Origin of the sequence: Streptomyces sp. NPDC049597 (genome assembly GCF_040675505.1) — a bacterium.
Classification (GTDB): domain Bacteria; phylum Actinomycetota; class Actinomycetes; order Streptomycetales; family Streptomycetaceae; genus Streptomyces.
In genome coordinates, this window is the sequence record NZ_JBFAOY010000021.1 from 17,847 (window position 1) to 43,926 (window position 26,080).

At 67.5% G+C, this 26,080-nt stretch carries 24 protein-coding genes and 3 pseudogenes; 14 read left to right on the forward strand and 13 right to left on the reverse strand.

Annotated features, from left to right (window positions below; genetic code table 11):
* Positions 1 to 404: 404 nt before the first annotated feature.
* A complete protein-coding gene (locus tag AB0K02_RS22805) occupies positions 405 to 1,121 on the reverse strand; it encodes an SDR family oxidoreductase (protein WP_365994339.1) in 717 nt (238 codons plus the stop codon).
* Between the two features lie 190 nt (positions 1,122 to 1,311).
* On the opposite strand from AB0K02_RS22805, the gene AB0K02_RS22810 reads away from it, so the two are divergent.
* The 3 genes from AB0K02_RS22810 (at position 1,312) to AB0K02_RS22820 (ending at position 3,658) form a co-directional block, all read left to right on the forward strand.
* Positions 1,312 to 2,211, forward strand: coding sequence for an AraC family transcriptional regulator (locus tag AB0K02_RS22810; protein ID WP_365994437.1), 900 nt, complete (start codon positions 1,312 to 1,314; stop codon positions 2,209 to 2,211).
* A gap of 509 nt (positions 2,212 to 2,720) precedes the next feature.
* Complete coding sequence (locus AB0K02_RS22815) at positions 2,721 to 2,894, forward strand: hypothetical protein (RefSeq protein ID WP_365994340.1); 174 nt, start codon at positions 2,721 to 2,723, stop codon at positions 2,892 to 2,894.
* 410 nt (positions 2,895 to 3,304) lie between these two features.
* Entirely contained in the window at positions 3,305 to 3,658 is a 354-nt protein-coding gene (locus AB0K02_RS22820) for a hypothetical protein (RefSeq protein WP_365994341.1), read from the forward strand.
* A gap of 83 nt (positions 3,659 to 3,741) precedes the next feature.
* Here AB0K02_RS22820 and AB0K02_RS22825 read toward each other — a convergent pair whose 3' ends face one another.
* From AB0K02_RS22825 to AB0K02_RS22840, 4 genes are all read right to left on the reverse strand, one after another.
* Complete coding sequence (locus AB0K02_RS22825; protein WP_365994342.1) at positions 3,742 to 3,984, reverse strand: transposase; 243 nt, start codon at positions 3,982 to 3,984, stop codon at positions 3,742 to 3,744.
* Positions 3,985 to 3,992: 8 nt separating this feature from the next.
* Entirely contained in the window at positions 3,993 to 4,181 is a 189-nt protein-coding gene (locus AB0K02_RS22830) for a hypothetical protein (RefSeq protein ID WP_365994343.1), read from the reverse strand.
* 83 nt (positions 4,182 to 4,264) lie between these two features.
* On the reverse strand, positions 4,265 to 4,450 hold the full coding sequence (locus AB0K02_RS22835; RefSeq protein WP_365994344.1) for a winged helix-turn-helix domain-containing protein: 186 nt from the start codon (positions 4,448 to 4,450) through the stop codon (positions 4,265 to 4,267).
* 259 nt (positions 4,451 to 4,709) lie between these two features.
* Positions 4,710 to 4,973 (reverse strand): hypothetical protein, encoded by a 264-nt coding sequence (locus AB0K02_RS22840; protein WP_365994438.1) that lies wholly within the window; start codon positions 4,971 to 4,973, stop codon positions 4,710 to 4,712.
* Between the two features lie 561 nt (positions 4,974 to 5,534).
* Between AB0K02_RS22840 and AB0K02_RS22845 the strand changes: the two genes are divergently transcribed.
* The 5 genes and pseudogenes from AB0K02_RS22845 (at position 5,535) to AB0K02_RS22865 (ending at position 12,293) form a co-directional block, all read left to right on the forward strand.
* Positions 5,535 to 6,338: an MBL fold metallo-hydrolase gene (locus AB0K02_RS22845; RefSeq protein WP_365994345.1), complete on the forward strand. Its 804-nt coding sequence runs from the start codon at positions 5,535 to 5,537 to the stop codon at positions 6,336 to 6,338.
* 815 nt (positions 6,339 to 7,153) lie between these two features.
* A pseudogene (locus tag AB0K02_RS22850) lies at positions 7,154 to 7,320 on the forward strand (IS5/IS1182 family transposase); the annotation flags it as partial.
* 244 nt (positions 7,321 to 7,564) lie between these two features.
* The gene (locus AB0K02_RS22855) at positions 7,565 to 8,173 is read left to right on the forward strand and encodes a superoxide dismutase (RefSeq protein WP_365994346.1); all 609 of its coding nucleotides are present in this window, start codon (positions 7,565 to 7,567) and stop codon (positions 8,171 to 8,173) included.
* 240 nt (positions 8,174 to 8,413) lie between these two features.
* Positions 8,414 to 9,854 (forward strand): annotated as a pseudogene (locus AB0K02_RS22860) (NF041680 family putative transposase).
* A gap of 1,251 nt (positions 9,855 to 11,105) precedes the next feature.
* The gene (locus AB0K02_RS22865; RefSeq protein WP_365994347.1) at positions 11,106 to 12,293 is read left to right on the forward strand and encodes a pyridoxal phosphate-dependent aminotransferase family protein; all 1,188 of its coding nucleotides are present in this window, start codon (positions 11,106 to 11,108) and stop codon (positions 12,291 to 12,293) included.
* Between the two features lie 25 nt (positions 12,294 to 12,318).
* Here AB0K02_RS22865 and AB0K02_RS22870 read toward each other — a convergent pair whose 3' ends face one another.
* Positions 12,319 to 14,058, reverse strand: coding sequence for a diguanylate cyclase (locus AB0K02_RS22870; protein WP_365994348.1), 1,740 nt, complete (start codon positions 14,056 to 14,058; stop codon positions 12,319 to 12,321).
* Between the two features lie 2,370 nt (positions 14,059 to 16,428).
* Between AB0K02_RS22870 and AB0K02_RS22875 the strand changes: the two genes are divergently transcribed.
* Positions 16,429 to 16,866, forward strand: a complete 438-nt coding sequence (locus tag AB0K02_RS22875) for a hypothetical protein (protein ID WP_365994349.1) — start codon at positions 16,429 to 16,431, stop codon at positions 16,864 to 16,866.
* A 326-nt stretch (positions 16,867 to 17,192) separates the two neighbouring features.
* Here AB0K02_RS22875 and AB0K02_RS22880 read toward each other — a convergent pair whose 3' ends face one another.
* Positions 17,193 to 17,399 (reverse strand): hypothetical protein, encoded by a 207-nt coding sequence (locus tag AB0K02_RS22880; RefSeq protein WP_365994350.1) that lies wholly within the window; start codon positions 17,397 to 17,399, stop codon positions 17,193 to 17,195.
* A gap of 303 nt (positions 17,400 to 17,702) precedes the next feature.
* Entirely contained in the window at positions 17,703 to 18,095 is a 393-nt protein-coding gene (locus AB0K02_RS22885) for a helix-turn-helix domain-containing protein (RefSeq protein ID WP_365994351.1), read from the reverse strand.
* Positions 18,096 to 18,163: 68 nt separating this feature from the next.
* On the opposite strand from AB0K02_RS22885, the gene AB0K02_RS22890 reads away from it, so the two are divergent.
* The gene (locus tag AB0K02_RS22890) at positions 18,164 to 18,835 is read left to right on the forward strand and encodes a nitroreductase family protein (RefSeq protein WP_365994352.1); all 672 of its coding nucleotides are present in this window, start codon (positions 18,164 to 18,166) and stop codon (positions 18,833 to 18,835) included.
* A gap of 312 nt (positions 18,836 to 19,147) precedes the next feature.
* On the opposite strand, the gene AB0K02_RS22895 is transcribed toward AB0K02_RS22890, so the two are convergent.
* A complete protein-coding gene (locus AB0K02_RS22895) occupies positions 19,148 to 19,786 on the reverse strand; it encodes an HAD family phosphatase (protein ID WP_365994353.1) in 639 nt (212 codons plus the stop codon).
* 358 nt (positions 19,787 to 20,144) lie between these two features.
* Positions 20,145 to 20,498, reverse strand: coding sequence for a helix-turn-helix domain-containing protein (locus AB0K02_RS22900; protein WP_365994354.1), 354 nt, complete (start codon positions 20,496 to 20,498; stop codon positions 20,145 to 20,147).
* 86 nt (positions 20,499 to 20,584) lie between these two features.
* Between AB0K02_RS22900 and AB0K02_RS22905 the strand changes: the two are divergent.
* Both AB0K02_RS22905 and AB0K02_RS22910 read left to right on the forward strand, forming a co-directional pair.
* Positions 20,585 to 21,136: pseudogene (locus tag AB0K02_RS22905) on the forward strand (carboxymuconolactone decarboxylase family protein); the annotation flags it as partial.
* Positions 21,137 to 21,477: 341 nt separating this feature from the next.
* Entirely contained in the window at positions 21,478 to 22,305 is an 828-nt protein-coding gene (locus AB0K02_RS22910; RefSeq protein ID WP_365994355.1) for a PhzF family phenazine biosynthesis isomerase, read from the forward strand.
* Positions 22,306 to 22,555: 250 nt separating this feature from the next.
* Here AB0K02_RS22910 and AB0K02_RS22915 read toward each other — a convergent pair whose 3' ends face one another.
* Positions 22,556 to 22,954, reverse strand: coding sequence for a VOC family protein (locus AB0K02_RS22915; protein ID WP_365994356.1), 399 nt, complete (start codon positions 22,952 to 22,954; stop codon positions 22,556 to 22,558).
* On the reverse strand, positions 22,951 to 23,475 hold the full coding sequence (locus tag AB0K02_RS22920) for a cupin domain-containing protein (RefSeq protein ID WP_365994357.1): 525 nt from the start codon (positions 23,473 to 23,475) through the stop codon (positions 22,951 to 22,953). The genes AB0K02_RS22915 and AB0K02_RS22920 overlap by 4 nt, the downstream gene beginning before the upstream one ends.
* 618 nt (positions 23,476 to 24,093) lie before the next feature.
* Here AB0K02_RS22920 and AB0K02_RS22925 point away from each other — a divergent pair.
* Both AB0K02_RS22925 and AB0K02_RS22930 read left to right on the forward strand, forming a co-directional pair.
* Positions 24,094 to 24,405, forward strand: coding sequence for a hypothetical protein (locus AB0K02_RS22925; RefSeq protein ID WP_365994358.1), 312 nt, complete (start codon positions 24,094 to 24,096; stop codon positions 24,403 to 24,405).
* Between the two features lie 295 nt (positions 24,406 to 24,700).
* Entirely contained in the window at positions 24,701 to 25,339 is a 639-nt protein-coding gene (locus AB0K02_RS22930) for an SMI1/KNR4 family protein (protein WP_365994359.1), read from the forward strand.
* Between the two features lie 141 nt (positions 25,340 to 25,480).
* Here the strand turns inward: AB0K02_RS22930 and AB0K02_RS22935 are convergent, their stop codons facing one another.
* Positions 25,481 to 26,077, reverse strand: a complete 597-nt coding sequence (locus tag AB0K02_RS22935; RefSeq protein ID WP_365994360.1) for a hypothetical protein — start codon at positions 26,075 to 26,077, stop codon at positions 25,481 to 25,483.
* Between the last annotated feature and the right edge of the window lie 3 nt (positions 26,078 to 26,080).

The window sequence follows — 26,080 nt, forward strand, 5'->3', positions numbered from 1 at the left end:
GCGCAGACGCGGCATCAGATGAGGTACTCAAGAAGGCTCGTGTGGAGGTGATGCAGGTCATGCGCCCCACCTTGGAGCCGAGTACTCCAGTGTGACTTCGCGATCCACGCGTTGGAGGGCGCGGAGAGCCGCTGCCAGGGGTGGGTTGCGATGTGCCGAAGCTTGGTGGCTTCCCCGCCAGTTCGACCAGTGCAGTAGTGTTTTCAGGGATGTGATGGGTGTGCTGAACAGCGCGCCGATCAGGTGGCGGATCTCCGGGACGGTGAGGCCGACCGGATCTCCGCTTCGGGCCGGGCGGTTCGGATCCGCACGTCTGGTCGGTCTCGCGTCATCGGCTGCCGCGGCACGGAACGCGTCGCGTCGGTGCGGCGTTGCTCCGTTGGCTGTTGTGCGTGGCGTCTATGTCACACCAGTGCCGCGCCGCCGTCTATCGCGAGCGTGGTGCCGGTGACGTAGGCGTTGGACAAGACGAAGAGATAGGCCGCCGCGGCTTCCTCGGCAGTTCCGACACGCCGCGTGAGCAGCTCGGACCCGGCACCCTGGAGGAAGGCCTCCGGGTCCGGGACACTGCCGTCCCACAGCTCGGTGCGGATCACCCCGGGCTGGATCACGTTGACGCGCAGAGGGGCGAGTTCGACGGCGAGTGCCCGGGACAGGGCCTCGATGCCGCCGGTGACACCTGCCGCGAGCGCGGTTCCGGACAGGGGGCGGATCGCGAGGACGCCGGAGCTGAAAGTGATCGAGCCGCCGTCGCGCAGTCGCGGTGCAGCGTACTTGGCGGAGAGGAATGCGCCCCAAAACCGGCGCTCGAAGACGGCCTTGGCCTCCTGCGGGGTGGTGTCGGCCAACGGCTTGATCAGCAGAGATTCGCCCGCGGTGTAGATGAGATGGTCGAACTCCCCGACCTGCTCGAAGAACGCGGCGATGGCGTTGCCGTCGGCGACGTCCAGGCGGCGGCCTTCGGCCGGTTCGCCCAACCGCTTCGTGGCAGCGTCCACGCGGTCCTGATTGCTGGAGGCGACCACGACGTCCGCGCCAGCCGCCGCGGCCTGTTGGGCTACCGCGAAGCCGATGCCGGAGGTTCCACCGATGATCACGATCTTCTTGCCAGCCAGAGACATGGGATCCGTTCCTTCGTCGATGCAGTGCCGCGTTCGGCAACCGCCATGGCAAGAACGTACGCCTCCACATCGAGACGATGAATGACTTGAAATCTCGATTCCCTGTCATATCGTCTTGCCGTGCAGGCATTAGAGTGGTGCTATGGACATCCTGAGCGACACCCTCGAAGTCCTGCGCACGGGACGCCCGATGGTGACTCGCACCGACGCGCACGCCCCGTGGGCCCTGAAGTTCCAACCCATCTCAGGAGCCGGATTCCACGTGGTCGTGGAAGGACACTGCCACCTGCTGCCACCGCACGGCCAACCGCTCGCGCTCGGCCCCGGCGACATCGTGTTCCTGCAGCGCGGCAGCGGACACACCCTGTGCGACGTGCCGGGCCGCGATCCGGTGGACTTCGTACCGGAGCGTGTGGACCGTTCCTCGCCGATCGGCCAGGTCACCGTGGACGGACCGGGGCCGCACACGGTGCTGGTGTGCGGCGCGTACGCGATCGACGTTGACCGCCCGCATCCGCTGTTCAGCGATCTACCGGAGGTCATCCACCTCCCCGTGGTTCCGGGCCGCCATCCGGTGCTGCGCTCAGCGGTCGATCAGCTGTGCGCCGAGTTCCACGCGCCGCAGCCGGGCTCGGACGCGGTCGTCACGGCGCTCATCGATCTGCTGCTGCTGTACATCCTCCGGTCGTGGTACGCCGAACTGCCGAAGGAGCGGACCCGGGGTTGGACGGCCGCGCTGACCGACCCGGCAGTCGCCCCGGCCCTGAAAGCGATTCACGACGATCCCGGCCATCCATGGACCGTGGAGTCGCTGGGCAGCCGCGCCGGGCTGTCCCGCGCGGCCTTCGCCCGCCGCTTCGCCTCGGTGGTTGGCGAGCCGCCGTTGACGTACCTGACCAACTGGCGGATGGCCACCGCGGCACGATTGCTGCACCAATCGCCGGCCCCGCTGAGCACAATCGCGCAGCACACGGGGTACACGTCGGAGTTCGCCTTCGCCAAGGCTTTCAAACGACACTTCGGATCGCCGCCGGGGGCCTACCGCAAGCAAGTCAAGACGGCAGGCGACGAACCACGCGGATACAACTGACGGTGAGGGCCAGGACATCACCGCAGCGGTTTGCGAAGCGGTGGTCGCTGCCGGTCCCGGCCCCCGCGGTGGCCCCCGATGTGGTGGAGTGACCGGGCGGATCGTGTCCCAGAACCTGAACAATGCGGTGATTGCGAAAATGCACGAAGTGGCGGATGTTCTGGAGGCGAAGGCCAGGGTGATGACGGCGGGCACTACGACGGCTGATGCGTGTGGCCACCGCGAGATGATCAAGGGTCTGTATGTCTTGAAGATCGCGCGGTGGCCGCGGGGCCGTGACGTAGACCCTGCTCGATGGCAGGCGCATGGCGGCGTTCATGGTGGCCGGCACGCCGGTATCCGACTGCGGTTCAGGCCGAGGTTGGACGCCAACTACCAGGGCATCTGCGCCGTTTCTGGACCCCGTCGGCGCGACCGGAGTGCGGATCAACCAGGGCCGCACGGCGATCCGCGCGGAGGAGCCGCCTTTCGCCTGCCCGCCTCGGCCTGGCACCGGCGGCTGCGTCACGATGACCACGACCGACTCGGCCTCGACTCCGCCCCGCGCTCCGGAGCACGGCCAGGACAAGAGCCGACTGCGCCACTACGTCGTCACCGCGCTCGTGGCGGATGGCTCCGTCAACTACGTCCTGTACACCAGCACCCCGCGCTGCGGGAGACCGCGACGGCCATGGGAGGTCTAGGCACGCCGGCATTGGAGTTCACAGTCGCCGCGGTTCGGAACCGGTGACATGCCCGGCGCCGGGTGTCCCGCGGAGCGGAGGCCCGGGACACCCAGCCGCGGGCGGTACAGGGCCCGCCGGCGCCAGCGGTCGCCGAACGGGTCTGTCCCACGGTGGCGACCTGAGCGGAGCGCCCCCGGCGGGACCGGCCACATCGCGGCGGCAGCGCGTGCGGGAAGCGAGGCAACGCGACAGTACCTCAACTGACGGGACTGGTGTGGGCGTCGGTCACCTGCGCCGGTGGCCGCCGACCCATATGGCCGGCCCTCGGCGTGCATACTGTGACCGGCAGAGAGGCTGTCGTCCGACCGAACGGCGATGGGCGGGGCCGAGAGGCCACGGGCCGGGCCGGACGATCAAGGAGACCAGCGATGGATGTCAAGGAAGGCGTGCGCCGCTACGGGCTTCGCCCCGTCGGCGCGGACCTCGATGAGGTCCGTGCACTCCTCCCGGAGCACGCGGCGCGTGAGCGACGCTCCGAGGGCGACGGCGACACCGAGCTGATGAGGCTCTGCTGCGTCCAGCTGTTCAACAGCGGTGACATCGACGACGTGCTCCTGATCTGGGGTGCGAAGAAGGCCAGCTTCGACGCAGCGTGCTCGATCGACATCGAACTCCCTGCTTGGGCACGGGCTCGACGCGACGAAAACCCACCTCTCGGCCAACCGCGCACCTGCTGCGGCGGCGGCGCTGGATCGACTGCGCGAGCTCGAGGCGGACGGTGAATTCCAGGGCTTCTCAGTGGCGGGGCAGTCCGCCTCCTACGACCGGTACTACGGCGACTGACGAATGTGCGGCGCAGCGCCACTCAGTCGTCCGTGATGAGGCCGGTGCCCGCAAGGCAGCTGTCGACGAAATCCGGGCGGTACTGGATCTGCTTGAGCCTGCGCTTCACGGCCCTGGTGATCTGGCCCAGGTCGGCTGCGGCGAGGTTGCCGATGTCGCGCTTGGCCAGCGACCAGGTGCCCTCCTGCGGGTTCAGGTCCGGCGCGTAGGTGGGCAGCTGGAAGACGGTGAGCCACGCGGGATTCGCGGCGATGAACTCCCGCATTCCGGCGGTCAGTGGAGGCGGACGTTGTCCCAGACCAGCACAATCTGTCCGCCGAGCTGGATGCGGGCACGCACCAAGAGGTCGCGGTAGTCCCGCCAGCCAAAGCCCTTCGGCTCGCCCTTGCGCCCTCGGTACTCGCGGATGGCGTAGATCAGTCGGGACCGCTCGCCCGGCTTGTAGCAGGTCATACCCGCCATCGACACCCGTCCAGAGCCTCGGCCGCGAACCCGGACGACCGGGGTCCGGCCGATCCGCCCCCAGGTTCTAGAGCGCGGCGGCGTCATCGACTGGCCGGTCTCATCCTCGAAGATGATCCAGCCGTTGCACGCCGCCGCATAGCTCTTACCCGCGGCCAGACCTCCTTCTTCCACAGCTCAACCGCCGCATCTTCGCGCTCGATCGCCCGGCGGGTGGGCTGCTGCCACGACCAGCCGTGCCGCTTCTGCAGCCGCCACGTGACCTCCACCGTGTACTAAACAGGGAATTGGTCGACCGATCAGCATCCTGACCCGCGCCAGCGTCCACCGCTGATCGGCCCAGCCGTGGACGAGCGGTCCGCGCTCCAACTCCCGCTCCAGTCTCGCAATCTGAGCCGGGTTGAGCCTGGGGCGTCCTGGCGACCCTCGCCTCGCTCGCGCCAGGCCCGGCGCCACCGCTCCACCGACCGAACTGCATGCAGTTAGCCCGCTGACCTGGCAGGACAGCCAGGGACAGCGCCGACGCGGCTACTGCGGTGGGTGGCCGGAGATCCCCACGTACCAGTCGTCAGCCTCGGTCATCCCGTCCATGCTCGGGAGGTACGGCTTGACGACTTCGTCAGCGTCCTTGAAGTACACCGTGGTGCAAAGCGGATACTGCTCCCCTGTTGGAGCGATGATGGTTTGACGGGGCGCTACCCACGCGAACTTCCCTGCCTGCCCCCAGCGGGCCCGGGCGAAGGTCAAGCTCGGATCCGCGGTTCCTCGCTGCAGCACATCTGACCAGCTCATGTACGTCACGGTTGTCAGGGTAGAGCGCTGTGCCGACTGAGAAGAAGGGGAGTTGACAACGCCCACCGCGTTCCGATACCACCGCGCTTCTGCAGAGTTCGTCGTCTCTCCACCCTGGAGCATGAGATTCGAACTCCGAAACCGGATGCCGCAGGTTCGACCCCTTCCGCCCTGCCGCTGATCAGAGCTCCCAGGTCGGTCGATCACGGGTCCGTCCTGGTCCGCCCTTGCCTACCGACGGTGCGGCGGCCCATGATCCCGCCAGCCTCAGCGGTCAGTGCCGCAGTTGGCTGGCCACCCTTCGTGGGCGATTCGACCCCTCCGTTCACGAGGCCGCGCGGTCCCGCGAGGAGCCAGGGCCGCGCCGGGCAGCGTCGTACAGGTGCTGGTCGACGTCAAAGCCGTACCGCCGCGCGAACGGCCGGCCAGCGGAGGTCATCCCGTTCGCCCGCAGCCGCGGGCGTCGAAGTCTGCCAGTTCCGCGAGGCGCCCACGACCTGGGGTGAATTGCGGGGCAACCCGCCTGGCCATGGGCCGCCCGCCGGTGGCACTATCAGTGGGATGCCACCTTCCATTCAGGTCGGCCCGTACACCGTCATCGCGCTCGCCGACGGCGCGGGCCCCTTCTTCTCCCCCAGGTCGGAGGCGTTCCCTGGCGCCACCACCGAGCAGTGGGCGGCGGCCGACCAGCTCGATCCCGGCGCGCTCGACGCCGACGGACGCTGGCGGCTCCAGTTCCGCGCGTTCGCGATCCGCAGCGACCAGGGCGTGACGGTGGTCGACGCGGGGATCGGCCCGGCCGACAGCCCGGCGGCCTCGTGGGCGCCCGTGCCCGGGGTGCTCCCGGCTTCGCTGGCCGCCGCGGGTATCGAACCATCCGAAGTAGACACCGTGGTGCTCACGCACCTCCACACCGACCACGTGGGATGGGCCGTCGTCGGCGGCGAGCAGACGCGGCCGTTCTTCCCGAACGCCCAATACCTGTTGCAGCAGGCCGAAGTCGACGCGATCGAGGAGGTCAACCCGCAGCTGCGGTCCACTGTGATCGACCCGCTCCGGAAAACCGATCAGCTACGGATGCTCGACGGCGACACCCCGCTGCGCAGCGGCGAGCGCGTGTTCGCCACGCCCGGTCACACGCCCGGGCACCAGAGCGTGCTCGTCGCCTCCGGGCGCGAACTGGTCGCCGTCACCGGTGACGTGCTCGTGCATGCGATCCAGCTGCTCCACCCCGAACTCGCCTACGCCCACGAGATGGACCCTGAGCAGGCAAGGGCCTCAAGGGAACAGGTGCTCCACAGCCGGGCAGCCAGCACCCTCTACCTCGCGACCCCGCACCTGACCGAGCCGTTCATCGCCCGCTGACCCACCCGGCAGGGCCGGTCACGCCGGATCGCAGCGTCTGGCGAATCTGCAGGAGGCGACGGTGCAGCGGGTGCTGGGCGGGAAGTCGGGCCGGCTGCGCGGGAGGGGGCCCGAGGTGTCGACCGGCGTCGGGTGGTGCCGTCCCAGCTGCCGCACAGCGCGGCCGCCCAGCGCCGCTTCCCGACCGACACCCTGGCGCCCCTGGTGCGCTCCGCGCTGCTGTCGCTGGCGGTCGAGCTCGGCAAGCGGCTGCGCACGCGCCGACAGGCAGCAAAGACCCGCGGTGGGAGGTCTGTTGGGCCAGCAGGGCGCACACGCCCTGGACTTGACAGACGAACGGCAGCGCGAATGGTTCATCACCCTCGTCCCGCACACCATCTCCGCAGAGATCTGGGGGCCGACGGGGTCAGGGGTCTCATTCTCCGCGAGTGACACTGGATCGGCGATCGGGTGGCAGTTGCCCGCTGAGCGTTGGGAGAGAGTCCGCGTGCGGCTACGGCACCGAGGCATCGATCCCGACACCGCAACCCAAAGGGCTACCCGAAGCCGCCCCTGACACATACTCACAGTAATCGGAGGCCTGCCTGACCGTGCGGGAGACAGCGTCGAATTTGAGGTGACTCCCGGTTTCCTCGACTACCGGTCTGCCACGTGGAGTGGAAGCGTCAGCCGGTCATGGTCAGCGACGGCCGACATCGTCGCGAATCGGGAACGAGCACCTGGGCCAGGCCGTGTGGATGCCCGGATGGAAGGCCTTACCCAGCCGACGCCGGCACCGACGGTCGACGTCGAAACCGCCGCCCGAGCTCGAGTCGCGCGCATCCGCGTGGATGATGCCGCCCGCCACCACGCGAGGGACTACGAACGACTTGTCCAGCACTCCAAGACGTTGATCACCTGGGCGGCCATCACCCTCATGACCCGGCGTCAGGCCCGCAACAGCGCTACCCCCGGCTGGCCGAGGAAAACGGCGACTGCCGACGGCTGAGCAGGCTGTCCTCGCAAGCCGGAACGGGGCCGGCCGGGACCGGCGGGCGCCGGGTGAGAAGACGATCACTCTCCAGGAAGGACGCACCGACGGACGGAAGGCGCTCAGACTCCGAAGACTGACGGGCCGACCCCGCCACAGATCATGCTGCTGCATCTCGCTCGTTGTTGCAATCTCATCGCAATAGAGGCATAGGCTGTCCCCGGACGATCACTCACCCGGAAAGGGGACGTGCCTGATGGGCACCTACGCGCTTCCCGACCTGCCCTACGACTACGCCGCGCTGGAGCCGGCCATCACCGGGCAGATCCTGGAACTGCACCACGCCAAGCACCACGCCGCCTACGTCAAGGGCGCCAACGACACCCTGGAGCAGATCGCCGAGGCCCGGGACAAGGACCAGATCACGCCGACCTCGCTGGTCGGGCTGGAGAAAACCTTCGCCTTCAACCTCTCCGGCCACGTCCTGCACTCGATCTTCTGGCAGAACCTCTCCCCGGACGGCGGCGACCGCCCCGACGGGGCGCTGGCCGACGCCATCGACGAACACTTCGGCGGCTTCGAGCAGTTCAAGAAGCAGCTCACCGTCGCGACCGCGTCCGTCCAGGGCTCCGGCTGGGGCGTCCTGGCCTGGGAACCGCTCGGCCGCCGCCTGATCGTGGAGCAGGTCTACGACCATCACGGCAACGTCGGCCAGGGCAGCACCCCGCTGCTGGTCTTCGACGCCTGGGAGCACGCCTACTACCTGCAATACAAGAACGTCCGCCCCGACTACGTCACCAAGCTGTGGGACCTCGTCAACTGGGAAGACGTCGCCGCCCGCTACACCGCGGCAACCGGCGCCTGACCCAGCGTCACAACATCACCCGGCGGCCGGGAAGCCACCATGGCCTCCCGGCCTGCCAACTCACTTCGGCGACTGTCCGGCCGGATCAGGAACACGCACTCAGCTTGTTCTTTATCTTCCGGGCTCGAATCGTGTGTCGAACTGGGTCGCTCACCTGGGGATTCGCCGGACGTGGGGGCGGCCCTCGTCTGATCCTGTGCTCCGACCAAGGTGCACGTGACCAAGACGAAGGCCGTGAGGGTGAGTCTGCTGCCTGATGCTGTCCGGAGGGAAGCGTTCGCGGAGGCATCACGCTTCCGGGGCGAGTTCTACGAGTGTCTGACCGCTCGGCGCGATGAGTTGTTCGAGTTGGTGGACGCGGTGCTGTGCGCGGACGGTGCGGTGAAGTCACCGGTGGATCTGACGTTGCTGGCCGAGCACCGGCGTGGGCACGGAGCGATGTACGGCGGCTTGAATCACGGCAGGATCGACGTCGGCCAACTGCGGACAGTGCTGGCAGGGCTGCCGCTGCCGCGTTTCGATGGCGGACGCCTGGTTCTGGCGGTCGATGTGTCGCCGTGGCTGCGTTCGGACGCGCCGTGCTCGGCGGACCGGCTGTTCTGCCACGTTTATGGCCGGGCGAAGACGGCGTCGCAGTTCATTCCGGGCTGGCCCTACTCCTTTGTCGCCGTGCTGGAGCCGGGTGCCACCTCCTGGACCGCGATCCTGGACGCGGTCGCTGGCTCCGGTGGACGACGCGACCGCCGTCACGGCAGACCAGCTGAGAGGTGTCGTCGAGCGGCTCATGGCCGCTGGTCAGTGGCAGGCCGGGGACCCGGCCATCGTGATCGTCAGTGACGCGGGCTACGACGTGACCCGTCTGGCCTGGGTGCTGCGCGACCTGCCGGTTGAGCTGGTCGGCCGGGTCCGACCTGACCGCGTCATGCGTCTACCGAAGCCACCGCGGACGCACGGCGTCAACGGCAGGCCACCCAAGCACGGTCCGGAGTTCCGGTTCACCAGACCGGAGACCTGGCCGGAGCCCGCAATCACCACGATCACGGACACCAGCAACTACGGCAAGGCCGAGACCCAGGCATGGGACCGGGTCCACCCCCGGCGCACTCACCGTTCCTCGTGGCTGGACCATGAGGGCGAACTTCCCCTGGTGGAAGGGACGTTGATTCGGCTGAAGGCTGAGCACTTGTCGAAGGAACGAGATGCTCCGCCGGTGTGGTTGTGGTCCTCGAAGACCGGCGCCACCTCGGACGACGTGGACCGCTTCTGGCAGGCGTTCCTCCGCCGCTTCGACCTGGAGCACACCTTCCGCTTCGCGAAGCAGACCCTGGGCTGGACCACCCCGAAACTCCGCACTCCCCAGGCCGCGGACCGCTGGACCTGGCTCCTGATCGTCGCGCACACCCAGCTCAGACTCGTCCGGACACTCGCTGAGGACCTCCGCCGACCGTGGGAGAAACCCACCACCTCCGGCCGGCTCACCCCGGCCCGTGTCCGCCGGGGGTTCAGGAACATCCGCGCTCACCTCGCCTGTCCGAGCCGTGTTCCCAAACCTCGTGGCACCGGTCCCGGGCGGCCACCCGGCGCCAAGAACAAACGCCGGGCACCCCGCTACGACGTCGGGAAAACCGTCAAACGCCCCGAGACCCTCAAGGCCATCGGCAAGCCCGGAAGATCTTGGTAGATAAAGAACAAGCTCAGCTTGTTGTTTATGGTCCGGCGTCGATCGCGGCCTCCCGTGTGGATGTCAGTCCCACGCGTTGAAGAGCACTCCGCCCAGCGCGGTGATGCCGTAGAAGCGCACCTCACGCCACTCGCCCTGTGAGCACTGGGGTGTCCACGTTGGAGAGCGGTGTGGCGAGTTGTTCACTACTGAGGACCACAAAGCCCGCGTTGGTGAAAGCGTGAGCCCACGGCGGCGGGGCGAGGAACTCCCCTCCGCACCAGTCCCGACGCGTCTGGGCAAAGGCGATCCAGGGGGTGATGAGCGTGCCACAGGACGATGTTCTCGCCTGCGCGTGTGACGATCGTTGCGGTGTGGAAGGTCCGGGGGCATGCCTGTTCCTCCACCTCGCCCACTTCGCCTCCGGCGACGCGGGCAACGGCACACAGAGCGGCACGGAACGCCTGCAGGTCAGTCCTTGGAGCGGGCCGTCCTTCGGCCGGAAGAAGCCTGTCGCCCCCGCGGGCAGCGTGAAGCCGATGTTCCCCTCGTTGACCATGCCGCTCATTTTGCCCGGCGCGAGGCGCATCGGTGGTCGCAGGCGTCCTGAACTGCCGGTTCATACGGCGCGTCGGGTTTGGTGCCCACCTTGTGGTGGGCGGGGCGGGCGTACGCCTCGCCGGTGGCGAGCACTCTGCCGACGTCATGGCGGATGAGCGAGAGCTCCCGCGGCGGTTCGTGACGACCACTACGGAAGCTCCCCCTGAGCCACTTCAGCGGTGAACTCAGCCAATGTCCCACTCACCGTCGCGCCGCTGCCCGGTCACCACGGCGAAGGTCACGGACGGAGTCCGGACCGGTACACAGGCACACACGTGCGCCGTCCAGTTCGGCGAGACGCTGGGTCAGAGGCAGCTCGCGCTCGGACACGTTGGTGGATCCGGAAGGCCAGCGCGAGGGGTCAGCTCGTCGGCCGGCATCCGGGCGGCAAGTGGTGGACCGGGTGGTCCAGAGCTTGCCGGCCGGGCCGAGTTCGACGGCGGTCTTTTGAGAACGTTCCTCAGGGCGCGGCCAGAGCAGGCCGATCACGCATCCCGTATCTGACGGTAATAGCGAAGAAGTTGACCGAATGTGACCACATTGCATGACCCCTATTGTGTGTCTGCATTAACAGATGGAACACTTTCGAGCCAGTGAAGTGCGGTGCGATCACCACGTAGCCTGCATCGGTACGCTCACTCAGCGCGCCGTGATCGTCAGGAAAGGGCATTAATGAGCGTCATTGAGAGATGCACCATGTACAGCCGTTCCCGGGACCTCAAAGAGAGCGGGTTGTACCCCTTCCACCTCGAGTTCACTGGGCGCAGTCCGGGCATGGCCCGACTTTCGAACGGCCGCGAGGTGATCATGTGCGGGTCCAACGACTACCTTGGACTGAGCATCGACCCTCGTATATGCGCCGCCGGGGCCGATGCGACACGCAGGTACGGCGCAGGCTGTACGGGGTCCCGGCTACTGAACGGCAGCCTCGACCTGCATGCCCAGCTGGAGAAGGAGCTCGCTGAGTTTTTCGGCAAGCCAGCTGCACTAGTACTGGGCACTGGGTATCAAACCAACCTGGCGGCTGTTGCAGGCCTTTGCGGGCCACGCGACTATGTACTCATTGACAACCAGGCCCACGCCTCCCTGGTGGATGCTGCTCGGCTAAGCCGTGCAAGGATACGGTGGTTCGCTCACAACAACGCACAGGACTTGGCTCGCAAGCTCGAGCAAGTCCCTGAGGCTGCCGGACGGTTGGTTGTGGTCGACGGTGTCTACAGCATGGAGGGGGACCTTTGCTTGTTACCCGACTTCGTGCGGGTCTGCCAGCGGTACGAAGCCACTCTGCTGGTTGATGACGCTCATGGTGCCGGCGTGTTGGCCAAGGGAATGGGATCGTGCGCCCATTACGGGCTTGTCGAGCACGTGCCGCTCATCACGCTGACCTTCTCCAAGGCTCTTGGATCCTCCGGGGGCGCAATCCTCGGCGACGAGGACGTGATCGAGTATTTGCGCCACAACGCACGTGGTCTGATGTTCTCCGCCAGCTTGAGTCCGGCCGACGCTGCAGCAGCCCTGGAGTCCTTGAGGATCCTCCAGGAGGAGCCATGGCGCTGCGAAGCCGTTCTCTCAAAAGCGGATTTCATGCGTAAAGGGCTTGCGGGGCTCGGTTATCGCACCGGTGACCAAACACCCATAGTACCCATCGACACGGTGAACGAACAGTGCACTCTCACAGCGTGGAACCGCCTGATGCAGCATGGTGTATATGTGAATCCGGTGCTGCCTCCTGCCGCGTCGCCCCGGTTGAGAAGCAGCTATACCGCGGTGCACACGGAGGAACAGTTGGCGCAAGCGCTGGAGGGGTTCGCAGCAATTAGGGAGCACCTGATACTCCCTGACGTCGACACAACCAACTGACGCGATTTCCCACCGCTTTCAACCTTCAACACTGCCCTCTGCGGTCCTCTGCACCAGGGAGAGCGCCGGCGCATCCCCGGTGCAAGACGAGTCCCGACTCTCCGCCATTTGCGTCCCGTGGCAGATGGACCTGTATGCGCCCCTTGCCTGCCGCCTTAGCCCTGTACATCGCGAGGTCCGCGTTGCGCATCAGGCCAGCAGGCGTGATCCCTGGGGTGGCGACAGCGATCCCGATCGAAGCCGAAACGACGGCATCGTTGTTACCCATATGGCAGGGAAATCTCAATGCGGACAGTACCCGCTCGGCCACTTCACATGCCCGGGCCATGCATGCCTCTGCCTCCCCCTCCAGCAGTACGGCGAATTCGTCCCCGCCCAGCCGGGCAACGGTACCGCCCGCCCCTACTGATGCCTGTAGCCGTCGCGCAGCCCGGATGAGGAGTTCATCGCCTGCCGCATGACCGGCCGAGTCATTGATTGCTTTGAATCCATCCAGGTCCAGGAAGAGCACCGCCGGCGGGGCACTGTCGGCCGACCGCTTGTGCAGGGCGTGCTGGACCCTGTCGGCGAACAGGACACGATTGGGCAGGCCGGTCAGCGCGTCGTGGAATGCCAGCTGCTCAAGCTGCGCCTGGAGCGCAACTTGCTCGCTCACATCACGGCAGTTGACGATCAATTTTCTGGCATGGTGGCTGACCGTTGCCTCGATGTGACGCCATTGTCCGTCGGCTGCGCGGATCCGACAGGACACACGTCGTCTGGGGCTCTGGTTGATGAGCTCACCTTCCCATCGCAGCTGTCCGATGGACCTCCGCATGGGCGGCAAGTCGTTGGGGTGGATGAGCAGTGGCAGATGGGTGCCGAGTAGGCTCGCGGGCCGGTAACCGAAGACGTGTTGTACCGCCGGACTGATGTAGAGCAGGACTCCGTTCTCCCCGGCGATGGCAATCACGTCACTTGAGCCGTCGACGAGCGTCCGGTAGTGATCCTCACGTGCGGCAGTCTCCCTGGTGAGCGCCAAGTGGTCCGCGTGCGCGAGACCGTGACGGGCATTCAGTGCCAAGAGAACGGAACCACCGACGCCGAGCAGGACATAGTCGAGGCGGCCACCGGCCATGACGTGCGCCGCCACGGCGGCAACACAGACAACTACGGGTACGAAAGCCGCCACCACTCCCATCACGGGCATCTCTTGCCGGTCGACACTCAAGGCGCTGGCACCGCCGGGCATCCACGGTGCTGTGGCGATGAGGCACATCCCGGTCATCGCGCAGGTCTCCGTGAAGGGAATACCAGACCAGAGAACCGGCTCGGTAGAAAAGATGCGGAGCATGTCGCTCACCGCAAAGAGTGCGAGACCGACTGCCGCAAGAATGACGGCTGTGCGCTCCCCTCGCGGCATGGCGCAGTACATGATCACCAACAGGCCGAGGACAAGGATGTCCGCAACTACGCGACCCAGATCGGACAGCGATCCCAGCACGTCATTACCCAGATCGGCACGATGCAAGAGAAGTACCCAGCTGAGCGTGAACAACGATCCCGCGATCATCCATCCGTCCAGCAGCCGCCGCAGCCACAGCAGTTTCGCAGCGCCGTCGCCGGCTGCGACGACCAGTGCGGCTACCCCCACACCGAGCGCGATGGCGATCCCGGCTACGGCGACCAGTTGAATCGCTGGATCCGGTTCGAGCTGACGTAGTACAAGTTCATGCACACCGGCTGCACCCGTCGACACTCCGAGCAGCAACAGGCGGAGCCGCACCCGCCCCACAGTCGATCGGGCACGTGCCAGGAGCGAGAGAGCCGCCACAGCGTGGGCAGCAGGCACCCCCATATCGGCCACGAGTAGCGCCAGTCGAGCAAACCACTCGCTTCCTACGGCTACAGCGGCCGCGGAGCCGACGCAGACAGCCTGTCCAACTCCTGATACAAACAGCCAACCACTGCGCAGCTTGGCCTGAGGCAAACCGCCATGATCGCCGCATTCCACCACCCCACGCAACTGAAAACCCCCGGATCGCGTCCAACGCAGACAGCCGAGCCTGAACTCCTTGAGGCAAGCAGGACGGTAAGGAAAGTAGCGGGTGCAGTGGCCTTGTCTAAAAATACGCTTCACAGTTCACCCGAAATAACGACGCATGCCTGTACCGCCCAGGTCGGCGAGGTGAAGCCTGGTAGTGATCGCTGGTGCTCACGGCGGCTGCCCTCACCGGCCGGGCAGGCGGGAGTGTCAGGGCCTTGACTGACGTTCGGAGGTGACCATTGAGCCCTTTTTCCACCTCGCCAGAGCCACTGACGCGGTTCGCCCCCCGGCGGAGCCGGGCGGAGGCGCTGGGGAAGGATGATCTCGTGTCCACCACGTGATTGTTGGGATACAGGGTCCCGGCCCGTCCGCCCGTTACCGCCCCCGCAGCAGCAGACCCGTACCACCGCGCAGCGCATCAGCCAGCGACCGGACCGTGGGGCTCGTCGTGGGGCCGGCTGTGGGTGGGGTGCCGGTACTGCCGCTCGGGCTCGGACTCGGTGTGGGGACCGGAGTGGACGGTGCCGTCGGGATGGACGAGGGGCTGGGGCGACCGCTGGGCGGGCGGGGGGCCGGGGCGGGCTTCTCGGACGGCGGAGCGGTGATGGCGGGAGGAGCCAGGGGAGTCGGTGATTCCGGTTGCGTGACCTTCGCGCGTGGGGGGCGGATGACCTCGCTGTCGCGGTCCCGGCCGATTCCTCTGGTGGGGTGCGTGAGCGCACGTTCCGGTGGGCGTGAGGCCCGTCGCGGTGCGCCGGCGTGCCCCTGGGGTGCCTCGGGGGACGGGGACGCCTGCTCCGGGGTCGGTGGTGCGTAAGGGAGGTCCGCGGATTGGGGCCCGGCCGGCGGCTCGCGAAGCACCGCGCCAGCGGCGAGGCCGCCCAGCACGGTGAACGCGGCCGCGGCGAGAGTCCGGGCACCGTACTTCTTCCAGCGCGGCGCGCCGTGACGATGCCGCGCCTCGGGCGCCTCGGCCGGGGAAGTCGGGACCGAGGCGGCCGCGGTCTGGGCAGCCCCTTTCCGGGCAGTGGAGATCGCCGGGGGAGGCTCGGGGGATTCGACGGGGCCCGGTCCGGCGCTGAAGAGGGCCTCCACCGCCGCCGTATCGACCGCCGGAGCGCCGTCACCCGACTCACCCGGCAGTGCCATGCCCATGTCGTACGCCCCGCACTCCGGGCACGTCACGGTGTCGTTGAGAGGGCGGCGGCAAGGAACGCAGTAGTCCATGGAATCGACCATTCAGTGCGCGAGTAGCTGAAAGGGAGGTCGGCCTGCTGGGAGGCGGCCCGCGGCCATGTGGCAGCGCCGGGCGCTGTGCGGAAGGGTGCTGGGCATGTGCGAACCTCGCTCACTTGCCGGCTCAACGGTGGGTCGCCGGTTACCGGGTTCAACGGATCACCGCGCGCCGGTTGCTCAAAGGGCGACTGAAACGTGAGGTACGTGACCCGTCCCAGCCATTCGACGTCACTCTCCACATCGGCGGCCACCACCGAGCTGCCGCCACCTGACGCTGGAGATCGCCGGTCCCAGGCGTCCCGTGCCCGAAAGGTCACTCGGCCAAGGGAAGCCCACCCAGCCCGGGGGTCCTCTTCTCGCCGCCCCACTTGCGTAATCGTCCGGTGCGAGTCCCCAATTGTTCCGCCGTCACGCTGAACGGTGCGGTCCGCACTTCTGGAACGTCAGTCTCGTCCCGTCTTCTATACGGCGGGTCACGCCCGGTCCTACGCCTGTCCACCTCGTGGAGCTCCGGCCAAGGTGGAAGACCAGGCCACGAGTCCGGCACCCGCGGTTCGACACAGGTTGTCCCCGCGTCTCGCATACGCCCGGCCGAGGCGGCCGGCTCCTCCAGGTCCCTCCCCCAGCGCCTGCAACAGCACGGCGTCTTCGGCGACATCGAGGGCGGCCGCCGACGAACGCGGCTGGCCGGTCCTGCCGTTCAGGCCGCTCGGACCTTGGGCCTTGGGCCTGTTCAGGCGTGCGCCATGTTCGCCCTAATCGGGGTATTCATGCCATAACGGGTGGCGAAAGCCGTAAGTGGGGGAATCCATAGGCCGGTCTGTCCGACCGGCAGGCACACATGGCGCTCCTCGCTCACGAAAGGTTCACAGCATGTCACTCATTGGCCGTAACGCCTTCACAGCCTCAGTCGTCCCCCTCGCCGCTCTCGCCCTCACCCTGGGCGCGTCCTCCACCGCCCCGGCCGCGGCCATCGCGTCGCCTGCCTCGGCTTCGGCCCAGCAGCGGGTCGTCACATCACTCGAAGCAGCCATCGCGGCTGACGTGGAAGCCGTTCTCGAGAAGAACCTCGACGTGGACGTCACGGTCGGTGCCATTGCGCGGGCCGGCCTGGGCGGCAGCGTCGACATCCGGCTGGCCGTCGTCACCAACGCGAAGGTAGAGGCCGAGGCCGCACTCGAGGCTGCCATCGCCGCTGAGATCGAATCCAGGATCGAAGCCACGCTCAAGAAGCGCCTCGTCCTCGCGGCGGACCTCGACGTCACCGTCCGCGTCGACGGCGACATCAGCGTGGACATCGCCACCCTCTGAGGCCTCCTGCCGTCACAGCGTTCGTTCGCCTCCGTCAGGGCCCGGTGCTCGTCGACGAAGGATGAAGGCGGCGGCCCGAGTGCCGCATCGGCTGTCGCCCGATGGGCGTTGAAACGACTCGGGCCTGGCGGGCGGCGGACGCTGTCAGTCCCTCCCGGTTGCGCCGCCGCGCCTGCAACAGCACCAGGGGTTCCGCCACATCGAGCGCGACCGCCTGGAGGCGAGAGCCCCGTCCCGCCTCCGGGCCCCCGGGGAGACCTCCGTCAGGCGGAGGTGGCTGCCGGCTGCTCCAGGGTGATCACCCCCCTCCGGAAGGTCGGTGGCGGTCAGGACCCGGCCGCCCCCAGGGTGCACGTCCGCACCGCGATGAATTCGTCCTTGTCCGCGGCCGTCTGCTCGGCCTCGGTGAGGTGGCCGGCGAGCGGGGACTGCTCGATCTCGGGGAGGAACGCGGCCAGCGCCTGCTCGCCCTCCTCGTAGACGGCCTCCAGGTCGTCGAAGTAGCGCATCGACCCGCTGCCGGACGCGCTCACCCGGTTCCCGACGGCGACTCGGGAGTTGTACGAGGGACGAAAGTGATCAGGTGACGGTGGTGACGGGGCCGTGGGCGGGGCCCTGTGGCCACCAGTCGGTGGACGAATTTGTCAGACGCGCCCCAGGGGGTGCTCGCGGGCGAGCATCGGCCACAGCGAGCAAGCCGACGACCTGGTGGGCGCTGTCTGTGCTGACCAGAGGATCAGTCCTATGTCTGAAGAGGAGTGATCTCAGGCACGGACAGGCTGCCCACGGCAGGGCTTTCCCATTGCGTCACCACCTGTTGCCACTGGCGCAGTGAGTCACGATGCCGGGGGTTGTGCGGTGACGCGAGCCCGAGCCCGCTCGATCTCGTTGATATGGGTTTCCGTCCATTGCCGGAGTGCGGTGATCGGCTCGGCGAGGCTGCGGCCGAGCGTCGTCAGGTCGTACTCGACCTTGGGCGGGATGGTCGGGTACACCGTGCGGGTGATGAAGCCGTCGGCCTCAAGGTTGCGCAGCGTCTGGGTGAGCATCTTCTGCGAGACGCCTTCGATACGCCGGCTCAAGTCGGTGTAGCGCAGCGTTCCTTCGAGGAGGGCGTCGACGACCAAGATCGTCCATTTGCCGGCGATGTGGTCGAGGACCTGGCGGGTCGGACACTTTGCGGAGTAGGCGTCGGCCGGCAGGCCGGAGGAATCCACCACAGTCTTCATGCCTGGAGAGTAGCGCACCAATTAGTGCCCTCTTCCCAATAGAGAGTGACTCTCTGATTGTTAGTGGCATGACGAACCACACGCTTTCCGTCGCGGACGCGATCCGCACCCGCCGCACCGTGCGCCACTACCGGCCCGACCCCATCCCCGAGGCCGCCCTCACCTCACTGCTCGAACTCGCGGTCGAGGCACCCACCAGCTGGAACTTGCAAGACCGGTCGATCGTCGTGGTCACCCGCGACGAGGGCCGCGACGGAATGGCCTGGGCCACCGGAGGCCAACCCCAGCCGCGGGAAGCGCCGGTGGTCCTCGTCTTCGTTGCCGAACCGCAGTCCTGGCGTGAGGACCACAGCGACGTCTACGACCAGGCACGCCGCAACGGCGCCTGGAACGAGGAGTTCATCGCCATGTGCTCCGCCGCCTCGACGGCGTTCCAGGAAGACCTCGACCAGCGTGGTCTGCTTCGCGAATACGCGGTGAAGGACGCCATGATCGCAGCCGCCTTCCTGATGCTGGCTGCAACGGAGATGGGCTTGGCAACATCGCCAATGAACGGCTGGGACGAGGCCAAGGTCAAGAAGGTGATCGGGATCGCTGACCGGGACGACCTGGCCATCGCCCTGGTCGTGTCGGTCGGCTACCCGGCGGAAGAACGGCGCCATCCCGGTCGGCGCGCCCTGGAGCGCAATGTCTTCTACGAACGGCACATCGCTCAGGAGGGTGCCGCACGCCGGAAATAGGCACGCCGCGCCGTACGAGCACGGGGCAGGGTGTCCACGGTTGCCCTGGAAACGAGCTGGACACCCTGCTGACCGCCTTGTACGTCGTGATCCACACGACTCGGCGTACCACTCGGCGGCTCGCCGCCGGCGGTCGCACCAAGCAGATCCGCAACACCGCCTGGATCGACCTTGAAGCAGTGGAGTCAACGCTGATCGCAGTCAACTCACGAGCGTCTGGTCGCGGGTGTCGCATCCGCGTTGAGGCCGGGCCATCGTCGGCGACGGTGATGTTCCTGCATGAGCAGCCACTGAAGGCTGGCCAGGCCGACGTCATCCGAGCGGGACCCTCCCTGGGACCAAGTGCCCTGATTCCAGATGAGCTGTTATGCGGGTGATGGTGCGGGCGTTGTCTTCGAACAGATGAGCCTGCATGCCTGCCGCCTGGGCGGCCTCAACGTTGACTGCGACATCGTCGACGAAGAGACAGTTCTCCGGACGTACGTCCAGGCTGGCGCATGCGGCCTCGAAGGCTTGCAGGTCAGGCTTCTCGATGCCGATCTCGTGCGAGTAGACGATCTGCTCGACCAGTTCGTCGAAGTGGTACAGCGCCGTCTCCCGCTCCCGGGCACCGACGAAGCTGTTGCTCAGGATGCCCAGCCTGCACTTTCCCCGCAGCCCTTGCACGTAGGCGATGAGTTCCTCGTTCGGTGTACCCAGGTATTCCGCCCACAGATCAGCCATGAAGGCTTCTGCCTGGGGCGCGTCGAGACCCAAGCGTGCTGCCACTTGGGCCTGCACCTCTCGTTCGCCGATGCTCCCGACGCTTCCAGCACGCCACACGTCCCGCATCCGCTCGTTCACAGTACCCAGCGGCAGTTCCAGCCGCTCTTCCCACCGCTGCACCCATCCCGTGTCTGAAGTGATCTCCAGCACGCCGCCGATGTCGAGAATGACACAGGTCTCGGTCACTCGAACTCCCCACTTCGTGTCCGGAAGCGAGCACTCACACCACCCGCTGTTCGATCCATGGAGACACTCTGGTCCTTCGCTCTGAGGCAAGGTCAAGCGATCTTGGAACCTTGTGACAGCCCTGTCGCGAGCATCAGCCCGGTCCAGTTCCAGCCGCCATCCTCTGGAGAAGCCGTGGGCGGCATCGGGCAGTGACACATTGGAGCGGGACCTTCTCCTCGATCGTTAGGCGGGCCATCACCTGGCGATCGCCCCATGCGTCTCGAAGACGACCGTGCCGTCGATACCGGCCCGGCGGCACGGTCACGGCTTGCGAGCGGCCTGTCGTCGATACGGGGGACCCCAAACCCATCCGGGCTCAGTCGTGTTTGGAGGCCGCTGCGACGTCGGCGGCCCAGCGGCGGCTCCAGGCGGTCAGCGGGCGAAGGGCTTCAACCAGGTCGGCACCCACGGGGGTGAGTCGGTAGCCGTCGTCGTGGGGGGCGAGCAGGCGGGCGTCGACGAGTTCGGCGAGGCGCGTGGTGAGGACGCTGGAGGACATACGCTCGCAACGGCGCTGTAGTTCGCGGAAGCCGGCGGGGGCGAGGCTCAGCTCCCAGAGAATACGCATCGCCCAGCGGCGGCCGAGCAAGTCGAGGGCAGCCATGACGGGGCGGCCCGAGTCGGATCCGCGTACGGGTGCACCTGGTTTGGGGGCTCCGGCCGTCGCCATGCGATCTCCCTTGCGCTTCTGTTCTCGAACCATCATAGTGATTCGGAAATCGAAGCATCGGTGGGATGGTGTACGAGGGAGGACGCATGCCGCGCATCGAGCCGCTAGAACCGCCGTACTCAGACCCAGTCGACCGGGCGCTGCGGCGTTGGATGCCGCCTGGTGTCGCGCACGAGCCGATAGCGCTGTTCCGGGTGCTGCACCGACATCCGGAGCTGGCGTCCCGCATGTTCGCGGTCGGTTCCGGGCTGCTGGGGCATGGACTGCTGTCCGATGCCGACCGCGAGACCGTCATCGCACGAGTGACTGCTCGCGCCGGGTGTGCGTATGAATGGGGCGTACACGCGGCCGTCTTCGCCGAGCCGGCCGGGCTCACGCCGGAGCACATGCGCGCGACCGCGGACGACGATCCCACGGCCAACGCCGCCTGGACGCCGCGGCAGGCGGCACTGTTGCGCGCCGTCGATGAATTGCACGACAGCGCCCGGCTGTCGACCGGCGCATGGGGTGCGGTGCGTGACCACTACGGGGACGCGCAGATACTGGAGTTCCTTGTGCTGACCGGTTGGTACCGGACCATCGGCTACCTGGCCAACGCGCTCCTCCTGGACGACGAACCATGGGCCGCGCCGTTCCCCGGCGATCCCGGTGTCCCCGTGACGGCCTGCGGGACTGCGGGTCACTGCGGGTTCATGCCGACGGTTAACGAGCACGAGAACGGGTGGCGGTGGGGCGAGGTGCGCGCGGACGGGAGCGACGGTGCATTTGACGGTCCCACCACACGCAGGCCGCGCTTGGAGATGGACCGCGGCGCGACCCTCGAAGAGACCGCCGAGCTCGTGACGGGCACGGACGGACGCGGATTCGCAGTACAGGCGAACGATCCGCAAGCAGATCAGGGCAAGGAGCCACTCGACCGCATCGACTGTCAGCGCTCATGAGCGGCCGCGGTAAGCCCGTGACGATCGTCCGCGCGTGTATGCGCGACGGCAGAGGCGGCAGCCCCACCGCAGTGATGGACGAGGCGCCGATGAGCGATCACGAGCGCCGTCGTGTGCCGACTGTCATGGGCACCTCCCACGCAGTCTTCGTATCGATGCACGTCAACCGCCCCGGCCGACCCGCGGCTTCCCTTCGCTTCTTCACCGCCGAGGGAGAACTGCCCGCGTGCGGCCACGGGACCATTGCCGCACTGGCCTACCTCGCCCAGCGCGCCGGACGGGTGCCCTACCGACCCACCCTCCATGCGGCGGGGGGTATCTTCACCGGCTGGGCCATACGCGAGAAGAAGTACATCCACGCTTCCTTCGACCCTGGTCCCGTCGACCTGCGCGAGCCTACAGCGATCGAGCGCGACCTCGTCCTGCCCGCACTCGGCGTCCCCTCCGGCACTCTCGCTCCCGGTGCCCGCGTCGCCTCCCTGGGGCGATCGCGGATGCTGGTCCCCGTGGCTACGCAGTCCGCACTCGCCACCCTCGCCCCGGACCACGAACGGCTCCGTGCCGCCTGCGACCGTCTCAATTTCCTTGGCTGCTACGTCTACTCCATGCCGACACCCGTCGGCCGCCTCGCGGCTCGCATGTTCGCCCCGTCGATCGGCGTCATGGAAGACATCGCCAACGCCAATAGCACTGCCTGTCTCGCAGCCCACCTGGCTGGTCAGAACATCACGCACATCACCGTCGACATGGGTGACGCATTGGGCAGGCCGGCCACGATCACCGCCACCACCCGGCACAGCCCGTCGGGCCCGCTCATCCGCCTGGGCGGAGCCGCGGAAGTCGCCCCCAGCGTCCCCCTGCCATAGCCGGGCTGTAGGCCCCGGGGTGCGCCGCGGTGCCAGCCGGATGACGCCCGCGGGCGGGGTCGGGACGTTGAGGGTCTTCGCGCATGAAACGCGATCGTTGCAGGGCAGGCATCGCGCGCCCGGCTGTTTCACAGGTGCCGTCACCTGGGAAACGCATCGCCCGATTCCCGCAAGCCGCACGGCGTCGCTTCGGCCGGCGTGGCGAGGAGATGTGCAGGAGGCGAAGTGGGCGCCGGCGCCTGGACGGTTTCTAGCCCCAGGTGCGGGAGCACAGGACGAGGCGGTAGCCGTCGGGGTCGACGACGGTGACTCCGTGCTCGTCCCAGTACGGGTTGTGGGCGGGAACCCGGCGTCCTCCGGCGGCGACCAGGCGGTCGGTCAGTGCCTCGTCCACGGGGGTGCCCAGGTAGACCACGAACAGATCGTCGACGGTCGGGGTGGGTTCCAGCGGCTGTTCGGGGTCGTGGGTCAGCTCGAAGTGCCAGGAGGCGCCGGGCGGGCCGACCATCAGCAGATCGTGCTCACCCGGGACCCGCTCGGTGGTCCGCCACAGCACGTCGAGGCCGAGGCCGTCCACGTAGAAACGCTCTGCGGCGGCCAGGTCGCGAGAAGGCCGGGCCACGCGGACGTGGGCCATGGAATCGATCATGCTGAGGACTCCAGGGAGGCGCGCCAGACGGGGCTGTCGACGTAGTGGTTGTCGAAGCGTTCCGAGGACTCGGCGATCTCCTTGGGGTCGGCCTCGCCGCGCATCACCCGGCTCAGCAGGCGCAGGTAGTCGAACCGTCCCATGCCGGGGGTGAACACGAACAGGACGTCCGCCTCGGCGCCGGGGGCCGCGGCGAAGGCGTGCGGAGTGTACGGCGGAACTGCCAGGAAGTCCCCCGCGTTCAGCACGGTGACCTCCTCCCCCACCAGGACCCGGAGGGATCCGCTGATCACGAAGAACAGCTCCGTCGCCGAGGTGTGGAAGTGGGCCGGCGCCCCCGCCGCCCCCTCGGCGAAGGTCGAACGGTAGCTGGTGAAACCACCGCCGGCGCCGCCGGCCGACTCGCCCAGCAGGGTCATCACACTGCTCGGATCGGCGCAGGTCTCGGCTTCCGCACACCGGGTCAGCAGCACCTGGTCGGGCACGGCGGTCATGGATATCCTGGATGTTCCCTCGGTCATGATCAAGACTCTACGGTGCGATATTGCCCGCCGACCAGGCCATTCTGGTCTCGATACCGTGGGCCAATTCCGCACCGGCCACCGCACGGTCTGCGATCGGCCCGCCGCGGCGCAGTGCCGTCGTCCGTCGGCCGGCCATGATCAGGGGAGTTTGACCCATACGGGATCGGCCGGCGGTGTCCGCCGGGCTGCGGGGCGGGGCACGGCTGCGGCCGGCCGGAGGACGAGGCGCTTCCGACCGGGTACTCGCGGGGGCGAGAGGGCCGCGGCGAACGCGACCTGGACCGTGCAGGTGGTCTCGACGCAGTTCGGCACCGGAATGGACGATCCGACCGAGATCACGTGCCGAACCTGGTCAACTACTGGTCCGGGCCGACCACCGCCACCACCGGCAACGGCACCGCCGTGCCCGGCCGGCCCACACGTGCCATACCGGTGGCGCCGGCCATACATCACTCGCCGGCCCTGGTCTCAGCGCGCGCTGCAGCACGTCGTTGAACCGGCCCGGGTGCTGGATGAGTTGCTGCGGGTGGTCCGCCCCGGCAGCCGGGTCGCCTTGGCAGACCCGGACTACGACACCAGGTACTCGACATTGACGACCTGGAGCTCGCCCGCCGGGTGCTGCGCTTCAGGGCCGACGTGGGCCTGCGCAACGGCTCGCTGGCCCACTGGTACGCCGGATTGCTCGCGGCCCGCGGCATCCACGACATCATGATGGAAGCCCGGACTATGGTCGTGCGCGACCCGTCGGCGGCCGACAATGTCATGGGCCTGCGCACCTGGGCACACACAGCCGCAGGCCCGAGGCTACCTCACCCCCGTGGACGCGGACGGTTCGTGGCCCAGTTCGACGATGCCGTGCGCGCAGGTCGCTTTGCCTACGCCGTCACGTTCTTCGTCACTGCGGGCATGCTGCCTTTGTCAGACTGATAGCCAGCAGGTGAGGGTGGCATGCCGCGCATCAGGCCGCGGTGGCGAGGGGACGTCCGTTCCGGCGGATGCCCTTGGGCTCCTCGGCCCAGTTCCCGGTGACGGATGGGCCGCCAGCCCGGAACTGGAGGCAGGCGCGGTAAGTCGTCATCGGGCGGCTCCCTTCTCGTGTCCCTGGGTGTCCGCGTACTCGTCGATGTGCTCAGGCAGGTACAGGTGACCGTGCTCAGCTCGAGGTCCAGTGGAGCGGGGACTTGGAGGATTTCGACATGCCTCGGAGTGCGACAATCTGGTCGTGTCTGAGGAGCTGTCGCGCTGGTATCGGGGCCGCCTGGTCGTGGGGCCGTTCAGGTCGTTCGACGTCGGTGAGCTTGAGCGTCTCGAACGCGAGATCGGCCTGCCACTGCCGTCCTCCTACTGCTTGTTCCTGGAGGCAGCGGGCGGGCAGAGCCTCACGTACTCAGTCCGATTGCCGGCGTGTGACCCGGAGCAGTTCCAGAGTTTCGACGACCTCTACCAGCTTGGCCGTGACGGAGACGGTGAATACGGCTGGGGCACCCTGTTGGGTGAGTATCGCCGCAGCCGTGATGCGTGGCTCGCCCATGAGGTCTCGCCGGCCGGGCTTCTCCCGATCGCTCGCAACGGCGGGAGCGACACCCTGTTCCTGGACCTGAACCCGGCCACACATGGCCAGCTCCATGCCTTCGTGCAAGGCATCCCTCACCTTGGATACCTGTCAAAGGGGGTCTTCACCCAAGTCGCTCACGACTTCGATACCTACCTCGACAGCCTCGTCGTCGATCCGGTCCTCGCTGAAGACACCTGGGCCGATGTCGTCGACAGTGACGCCACCGACCCTTGGCGGCGGACCGTCGAGAGGTGGCTGGACAAAGGACTGCCGGGCTGGCGTGCTGAGTCCTGGGCAGCGGACTGAGCTCCCGGATTGTTCAAGCGGCGTTGGTGTCGTGTTCGATGGCGGCGAGCCGGTTCTTCAGCCGGTGTCGGCGTGCTCCTGTGACTGCTCCACCAAGTACGGAGACACGTGCACCGGCAGGAGGGCTGTGAGCCAGTCATGTCACCCCGCGGGCTTGGCGGTGGCAGGGTGGTGAACCTCCAGGATGACTGCGGTGCCGGCCACGGTTCGGTCCTCGTGCATGGTGATCTGCTGGCCGGGCTGGACGTGCGTCCAATGAGAGGGAGTGAGGGGCATGAGGCGAACCGTGGCTCGGCCGCCGGGCTCGAGAATGGGCATGTTCTCAACCCAGAGCGCGGCGATGCTGACCGCACGTTCACCGGTGGGTGAGAGGTGTCCGATGTCCCACATGGGTCGCAGAACACCGGCGCCGGACATTGGCGTCGTGCGCCGCGCCTCGGCGGCAGGACGGAGCGTCAGATCCGCCCGGATCACGCCGTTGCGGATCTCGGAGCACCGCCAATGGCACCAAGCCGCGCTCCGCTCCAGCCGGAGCTGCTCAGCCGCTTTGGCGAGCTTCTCCCAAAACGCCATGGGGAGCGAGCCAGCGTCCCCAAGTTCCTCCAGCAAGCCCAGGGCGATCTCCCACTCGTCGTGGACGAGGTAGTCCCAGATGTCTCGCACCGTGATGTCGTTCTCGGTGGCGGTCTCTTCCGGGACCAGCAGGGAAGCTGATTCGAGCAGCTCAGGGACGTCCATGCG

Coding starts and splice junctions, on each gene's coding strand:
- AB0K02_RS22805 (WP_365994339.1), bottom strand. CDS start 1,121: ATGTCTCTGGCTGGCAAGAAGATCGTGATCATCGGTGGAACCTCCGGC.
- AB0K02_RS22810 (WP_365994437.1), top strand. CDS start 1,312: ATGGTGACTCGCACCGACGCGCACGCCCCGTGGGCCCTGAAGTTCCAA.
- AB0K02_RS22815 (WP_365994340.1), top strand. CDS start 2,721: ATGACCACGACCGACTCGGCCTCGACTCCGCCCCGCGCTCCGGAGCAC.
- AB0K02_RS22820 (WP_365994341.1), top strand. CDS start 3,305: ATGGATGTCAAGGAAGGCGTGCGCCGCTACGGGCTTCGCCCCGTCGGC.
- AB0K02_RS22825 (WP_365994342.1), bottom strand. CDS start 3,984: ATGCGGGAGTTCATCGCCGCGAATCCCGCGTGGCTCACCGTCTTCCAG.
- AB0K02_RS22830 (WP_365994343.1), bottom strand. CDS start 4,181: ATGGCGGGTATGACCTGCTACAAGCCGGGCGAGCGGTCCCGACTGATC.
- AB0K02_RS22840 (WP_365994438.1), bottom strand. CDS start 4,973: ATGAGCTGGTCAGATGTGCTGCAGCGAGGAACCGCGGATCCGAGCTTG.
- AB0K02_RS22845 (WP_365994345.1), top strand. CDS start 5,535: ATGCCACCTTCCATTCAGGTCGGCCCGTACACCGTCATCGCGCTCGCC.
- AB0K02_RS22855 (WP_365994346.1), top strand. CDS start 7,565: ATGGGCACCTACGCGCTTCCCGACCTGCCCTACGACTACGCCGCGCTG.
- AB0K02_RS22865 (WP_365994347.1), top strand. CDS start 11,106: ATGAGCGTCATTGAGAGATGCACCATGTACAGCCGTTCCCGGGACCTC.
- AB0K02_RS22875 (WP_365994349.1), top strand. CDS start 16,429: ATGTCACTCATTGGCCGTAACGCCTTCACAGCCTCAGTCGTCCCCCTC.
- AB0K02_RS22885 (WP_365994351.1), bottom strand. CDS start 18,095: ATGAAGACTGTGGTGGATTCCTCCGGCCTGCCGGCCGACGCCTACTCC.
- AB0K02_RS22890 (WP_365994352.1), top strand. CDS start 18,164: ATGACGAACCACACGCTTTCCGTCGCGGACGCGATCCGCACCCGCCGC.
- AB0K02_RS22900 (WP_365994354.1), bottom strand. CDS start 20,498: ATGGCGACGGCCGGAGCCCCCAAACCAGGTGCACCCGTACGCGGATCC.
- AB0K02_RS22910 (WP_365994355.1), top strand. CDS start 21,478: ATGCGCGACGGCAGAGGCGGCAGCCCCACCGCAGTGATGGACGAGGCG.
- AB0K02_RS22915 (WP_365994356.1), bottom strand. CDS start 22,954: ATGATCGATTCCATGGCCCACGTCCGCGTGGCCCGGCCTTCTCGCGAC.
- AB0K02_RS22920 (WP_365994357.1), bottom strand. CDS start 23,475: ATGACCGAGGGAACATCCAGGATATCCATGACCGCCGTGCCCGACCAG.
- AB0K02_RS22935 (WP_365994360.1), bottom strand. CDS start 26,077: ATGGACGTCCCTGAGCTGCTCGAATCAGCTTCCCTGCTGGTCCCGGAA.